Origin of the sequence: Microcystis aeruginosa LEGE 91341, from assembly GCF_015206885.1 — a bacterium.
Classification (GTDB): domain Bacteria; phylum Cyanobacteriota; class Cyanobacteriia; order Cyanobacteriales; family Microcystaceae; genus Microcystis; species Microcystis aeruginosa_H.
In genome coordinates, this window is record NZ_JADEXY010000052.1 from 22,823 (window position 1) to 29,285 (window position 6,463).

6 protein-coding genes are annotated in these 6,463 nt (G+C 43.0%); 4 read left to right on the forward strand and 2 right to left on the reverse strand.

Translation table 11 applies throughout. The features are described 5' to 3' along the window. The first annotated feature begins 4 nt into the window (after positions 1 to 4). On the forward strand, positions 5 to 646 hold the full coding sequence (locus IQ234_RS10000) for an OmpA family protein (RefSeq protein ID WP_002764884.1): 642 nt from the start codon (positions 5 to 7) through the stop codon (positions 644 to 646). Between the two features lies 1 nt (position 647). Here IQ234_RS10000 and IQ234_RS10005 read toward each other — a convergent pair whose 3' ends face one another. Together IQ234_RS10005 and IQ234_RS10010 are read right to left on the reverse strand one after the other, a co-directional pair. Beyond that, complete coding sequence (locus tag IQ234_RS10005) at positions 648 to 1,241, reverse strand: Uma2 family endonuclease (protein WP_193956984.1); 594 nt, start codon at positions 1,239 to 1,241, stop codon at positions 648 to 650. Positions 1,242 to 1,267: 26 nt separating this feature from the next. Continuing rightward, positions 1,268 to 1,858, reverse strand: coding sequence for a Uma2 family endonuclease (locus IQ234_RS10010; protein WP_193956985.1), 591 nt, complete (start codon positions 1,856 to 1,858; stop codon positions 1,268 to 1,270). Positions 1,859 to 2,258: 400 nt separating this feature from the next. Here IQ234_RS10010 and IQ234_RS10015 point away from each other — a divergent pair, with 400 nt between their 5' ends. From IQ234_RS10015 to IQ234_RS10025, 3 genes are all read left to right on the forward strand, one after another. Further along, positions 2,259 to 4,178 carry a long-chain fatty acid--CoA ligase gene (locus tag IQ234_RS10015; protein ID WP_193956986.1) on the forward strand — a complete coding sequence of 640 codons (1,920 nt, stop codon included), beginning with the start codon at positions 2,259 to 2,261 and terminating at the stop codon, positions 4,176 to 4,178. Between the two features lie 61 nt (positions 4,179 to 4,239). After that, positions 4,240 to 4,689 carry a YlqD family protein gene (locus IQ234_RS10020; protein ID WP_002782037.1) on the forward strand — a complete coding sequence of 150 codons (450 nt, stop codon included), beginning with the start codon at positions 4,240 to 4,242 and terminating at the stop codon, positions 4,687 to 4,689. A gap of 453 nt (positions 4,690 to 5,142) precedes the next feature. Continuing rightward, on the forward strand, positions 5,143 to 6,463 hold a 1,321-nt coding region (locus tag IQ234_RS10025; RefSeq protein ID WP_193956987.1), incomplete at its 3' end, for a DUF3370 domain-containing protein.

A 6,463-nucleotide genomic window follows, 5' to 3' on the forward strand; every position in this document is an offset into this window, starting at 1 on the left:
AACTATGTCTAGACGTACCTACTACCGAGATGAAGATAAATCGGTGGATGTTTATCCCGCATTTACCGATTTAATGTCCAATGCTTTCATGATTCTGAGTTTATTTCTCCTCTTGGCACTTTTTCAGTCCTATAATCTCATCAGTAAACTGGAGGAAGCTAACCGAAAACTGCAAACAGCAACCCCGATAGTTATCGATGAAAAATCAGGAAAATTTAAATTTCAGTCGGGAAGTGCTGAATTAAACCCCGCTTTAAAAACCTATATTCGTCAGCGCATTATCCCCGCTATCGAAACCATTACCAAAGACAGAGAAATCGACTTTATTCAAGTAATTGGACACACCGACGGACAAGGAATACAGCAGACAAGTAATCTCGATAAAAATATCGAATCGGTTGCCAGCAGAAAACAATCTGTTAAAATGCTAGTACCCGGTTCTAACACTGATTTAGGATTAATGCGCGCTTTAGCAGTCGTCCAAGAAATCGAAAACACAGGTAAACTCAAAAACGTCAAATTTCGAGCTTTTTCCGCAGGACAGTTATACCTCCCATCGGGTAAATTAGCTGCGGTTAATCGTGACGCAGATGCAAGCAGACGCAGAATTGAAATCCGTTTTATTCCCCCCGGTAAAAAACAATGATTTATTCTATTTCTTCCACGGAATAATTAACCGTTTCTAGGGTGACATCCTCGTATAAATCCCGAAAAGATGCCGTCAGATTAATACTCTGCAAACTAAAACTTTCTTGCTGATAGGTTTGCAGAATCCATAAACCCTGTTCACCCCTGCGAAAAGTTTCTACTCGTTGGTGTTTACTATTCACTAAGACATATTCCTCTAAACTTTCTAGAGTTTGATAATCATTAAATTTATCACCCCTGTCAAAAGCTTCTGTGGAATCGGAGAGAATTTCAATAATCAATTTAGGAAAACTTTTGTAGGTAGCAGTTTCTCTATCTCTGTCATCGCAGGTGACAAGAATATCAGGATAATAAAAGTGATTGCGTTTCTCTAATCTGACTTTCAAATCGGCAAAATAAACCCGACAATCGGAACCCCGCAAATGATTACGAATGATAAAAGTGAAATTGAGTCCGATAATATTATGAGTATCCGTCGTTCCTGCCATGGCGTAAATTTGTCCATCGATATACTCGTGTTTAATGGGACTTTTTTCTTCAAACTGAAGATATTCTTCTGGGGTGAGATTATTATAGTGAGATAAAGCAATCATGGGTTTAATCGTTGAAGGAGATTTTCTTAAGGACTTTCGGGAGTATCATTAACCGTTTCTAGGGTGACATCCTCGTATAAATCCCGAAAAGATGCCGTCAGATTAATACTCTGCAAACTAAAACTTTCTTGCTGATAGGTTTGCAGAATCCATAAACCCTGTTCACCCCTGCGAAAAGTTTCTACTCGTTGGTGTTTACTATTCACTAAGACATATTCCTCTAAACTTTCTAGAGTTTGATAATCATTAAATTTATCACCCCTGTCAAAAGCTTCTGTGGAATCGGAGAGAACTTCGATAATCAATTTAGGAAAACTTTTGTAGGTAGCAGTTTCCCTATCTCTGTCATCACAGGTGACAAGAATATCAGGATAATAAAAGTGATTGCGTTTCTCTAATTTGGCTTTTACATCGGCAAAATAAACCCGACAATCGGAACCCCGCAAATGATTACGAATAATTGTGTATATATTCCCCGAAACAATATTATGAGTATCCGTCGTCCCTGCCATGGCGTAAACTTGTCCATCGATATATTCATGTTTAATGGGACTTTTTTCTTCAAACTGAAGATATTCTTCTGGAGTGAGATTATTATAGTTAGATAGAGCAATCATCTTTTTTTCTGCTAATTACAACTATATTAAGTACCTAAGCAAAATTAATTATAGCGTTTCCTAAGCTAGTGAGGTACACCTATTTTTCTTCCCTTTTGCCTTTTGCCTCTTGCCTTTTGCCTAAAACCCATAACTTTTGTACCTCAGCCGACTGAAAAACGCTATATACATCTAATCCGTTAGCCTTGTCCGTAATCAGTAAGCAGTATTAAGTAATAGTAACATTCCCTGATTACTGTTCACCGATAACTGAAAAGTCTCCCCTCTCCGAGTCTCAACTAGGAAATTAACTTTACAGGACTAGATACCTGTTGAAATACTGTCTAGGAGAACCAGCAAAAAGAGCCTCGAATGGTTAATCTATATCCTATGACCCTTGTAACCCACTATAACTACAGCTATGACAACCCTAATTGACTATTCAAATATTCAATCTTTACCCGAAGTTTGGTCAATAGTTGCCCAACGTTTCCCCAATATTATCGCTCTGCACGATCCCCACAGTAAACCGGAAGTAATTCTCACCTATCGGGAACTTTATCAACAAATTCAGCAATTTGCCGCCGCTTTACAAGCATTAGGAGTCACAGAAACCGAAAATGTCGCTTTATTTGCCGATAATAGTCCCCGGTGGTTTATTGCCGACCAAGGTTCTATGGCAGCTGGGGCCGCCAACGCGGTACGATCTGCTCAAGCAGATGCAGAGGAATTAGCCTATATTCTCGCTGATAGTGACAGTCAGACGCTGATTGTCGAAAATAAGCAAACTTTAGGGAAATTGCTGGCGAAAATCCCTGAATTGCCCCTAAAATTAATCGTGCTGCTCACCGACGAAGACCCCGCTACTGGGGCGATTTCCGTGCAGACCTTAAATTTCAAGCAACTAATGGCGATCGGGGCTGAGAACACCCTTAAACCCATCACCAAGGGCGAAAATGATCTGGCTACCCTCATCTACACATCGGGGACGACGGGACAACCCAAAGGGGTGATGCTAAGTCACGGTAATCTACTCCATCAGGTACGCAACTTAAATGCTATCTTTCAACCAGATCCCGGCGATCGAGTTCTAAGCATACTACCTTCATGGCATTCCTACGAGCGCAGCTGTGAGTATTTCAGTCTAGCCCAAGGTTGCACCCAGATTTATACCAGTATTCGCACTTTTAAGCAGGATTTAAAGCAATTTAGTCCGCAATTAATGGTGGGAGTTCCCCGTCTTTGGGAATCTCTTTACGAAGGTATCCAAAAACAATTTAGTCAACAACCGGCTAAAAAACAGAAATTGGTGCAATTTTTTCTGGAAAAGTCAGAAAAGTACGTTATTGCTAAACGTATCGCTGATAATCTCAGTCTAGATCACCTTCACGCTTCCCCCAAAGAAAGACTCAAAGCAAGAATTCAATCCCTCTTACTCTATCCCCTCCATGCCATCGGTGACAAGCTGGTTTATAACAAAATTCGCCAAGCAGTGGGAAATAAAGTTAAAATCTTCGTTAGTGGAGGTGGTTCCTTAGCCAGACATCTAGATACTTTCTATGAGATTGCGGGAATCCCGATTTTAGTTGGTTATGGACTGACAGAAACTTCTCCCGTCGCTACCGTCCGTCGTGTCGATCATAACCTGCGCGGGTCTGCCGGTCGTCCCGTCTTTCAGACAGAAATCTGTATTGTCGATTTACACAGCAAAGAAGTCCTACCCACAGAAAAACACGGTTTAGTCTTGATTCGTGGTCCGCAGGTGATGCAGGGATACTATAAAAAACCAGAAGCAACCGAAAAAGCGATTTCTCCCGATGGTTGGTTTGATAGTGGTGATATTGGTTGGTTAACCGCTGCCGGGGATTTAGTCTTAACTGGACGGGCCAAAGATACAATTGTTTTGAGCAATGGTGAAAATATCGAACCGCAACCGATTGAAGATGCTTGTTTACGCAGTCCCTTTATCTCCCAAATCATGCTAGTGGGACAGGATCAAAAAGCTTTGGGGGCTTTGATCGTGCCTAATCTTGATATACTGGCCAATTGGGCCCAAGAACACAAACTATCCTTAAATTTACCCGATGCTCACAGCGATCGCTCAACGATTCTTTCTAGCGATCTCTACAGCAAAAAAGTCTTAGCTCTCTACCAACAAGAATTAAAGCGCGAGGTCAGAAATCGGCCCAGTTATCGTACCGATGACCAGATTAAAACCTTTGAGTTAATTTTAGAGCCTTTTTCCCTAGAAAACGGCATGATGACCCAAACTTTAAAGATTAAACGACCGGTAGTAACGCAACGCTATCGCGATATGATTAACGAGATGTTTGCCAAGTAAATATTTCTGGCAAATATTCCCTAACCCCTTGACAAAAAAACCTTTTTAGGATAAGCAAATCATGGATGACGCACAAACCAGTTTATTACTGAAGCGCCCGGTGACAATTAAAGTCATCGTGACCCCCCGCTGGAAAGAAGAAGCACAACAGCAATTACAAGCACAAATGGTGCAAATTGATGCACAAATTCAACAATTAGAAAGCCAAGGACAAAGAGCGATCGCCGAAATTCAGCGTCAGAGTCTGATCCCCTTACCCCCTGCGGCTGCCCAACAGATTGACAATATTCAAATCCAAGTCAATCAACAGAAAAGTGAGTTTCTCGAACAAAAAAACCAGTATCTGCAACAATTGCAACAGGTACAACTCTTGGAACTCAATCAAGAAGTCGCCCAAGCACAACTAGAAAGCTTTTTCCGCGTTGAAAAAGGCGATAACTTAGTGGCCAAAATGAATGTAGAACTCGTCCTTAGAGATGGCATAGTCGAAGAAATTCGCGGCGAAATTTAAAGCTAGGGTGAGCATTTACGGGTCATTGTCAACTTAACCCTTAAAATCGGCAATAGCAAGGGGTATTCTCCCTTGCTCACCCAGAAAACCGTCCCTAGTTCACATCACCCCTGACAGGACTTGATCAGACCTTAAAAATATATTAAGATTCTTTATCGATCGCCCGGACAAACTCGCCTATATTGTTGTATAACTTCATCTCTCCATCGACTCACCCTTAATTAGGGTTTGCTGAAAAAGTTTTTCGTGGGGGTAGAGTGTGGGGTGTAGGGTTTTACCGATTTTGAGGGGGTCAATTACCTAATTTTCAGGGAAAAAGTCCCGGAACTTTCCCCCCCGATCACTCCCATCTTTGGTACTTCTTGATTGCCAAAAAGTCTAAAAGTCTTACCCAACAAGGGTTTTAGATTTATTCAGCCAACCCTAATTAGATCCTATAAATATAGAATCTCTATGCTTTCTTTCTTACCCACTATTCTTTTAGCTCAGTCCGCCTCGGTTCTGCCCCAGATAGAGAGGAAATTAATCACCCAATATCAGGAAGTGCGTCAGTTGCCCGGTCAACTGAATGACGTTCTAGTTTTTAATAGCAATAGTCCCGAAGTGGTAGAAAAAGAGGGAATTCTCCTCTCCACTTTCCCCGGTAAAGGAAAACGTTATCCCATAGCCCATCTCAATCATCCCCTACAAGGACGTTTTGACGTTTTCACCCACCACATCGCTCGTCAAACCGATCCCATCCGCGACCTACACCAGGGTCTGATCGTTACTAATCCCACCTCCAGAAACCTCGTTATCCGCATCCTGCAAGGAGTCAGTTACGTTACCTCCGCCGATGCCCCTTTTGTCGATTTGCCCTCTTTGGTGGAAGATCCCAACGGCCGGGTTTTTTCCGGTCCCGGTTCCCGTTTAGCCGGCGATATCATGCGTCGTCGCCATGATACCCAATTTCCCACCCAGATCGTCATTCCCCCTGGCCAAAGTCGGATGATCTTCGATCTAGTTATCCCCAGAAGTAGCGCCCGCTCGACTCTCCTCCGTCTCTACAGCGATGGACCGGTCTATATGGCCAATTTAGCCCTCTACGAAGTTCCCCAAAAAGTCAAAATCGAAGACAGGGAAATAGAAACCTTTCGTCCCCCTACCCTAGAGGAATGGCGTACCCTATTAGTTAAAGGTGATTTAGCCGCCCCTCGCGATTTCCCCCCCACTCCTCCCGATCAATGGTCTCCCGGAAGAAGAAATTTTTATGGTCGCGTGGCGGGAATTTCTGTCGGTTCGGAATGGGCAACCCGCATTGTTGATCCCAAAGGGGGAATTAATCTCACCATTCCTCAAGCCGGTCAAGCTTTTGCCTATCCTTTAAGTACGGTGACAGCAGCTACTTTTGGAACCAGACAAATTCAAAGCGCCCCCATGTTAGTGCGTTATCCCGATACGGCTTTCAAAGCTCACGGTAACTACGGTGTTCACTACTATCTGACTTTACCTCTATATAACAACACTAGCAAAACCCAGGTGGTGGCTTTGACTATTCAAACCCCAATTAAAGAAGATAATTATCTCGATCGCTTGCTATTTGTTGAACCCGTCCAGGGACCGGTATTTTTCCGGGGGGCCGTGCGCGTTACCTATCGCAACGCAATGGGACGCACCGAGGAACGTTTTTTCCATCTCGTTCAACGGGAAGGACAACAGGGAGAAGCTTTAGTACAGATAGAACTTCCCCCCGGCGCCCGACGCGACGTTAATCTCGATTTTCTCTATCCCCCCG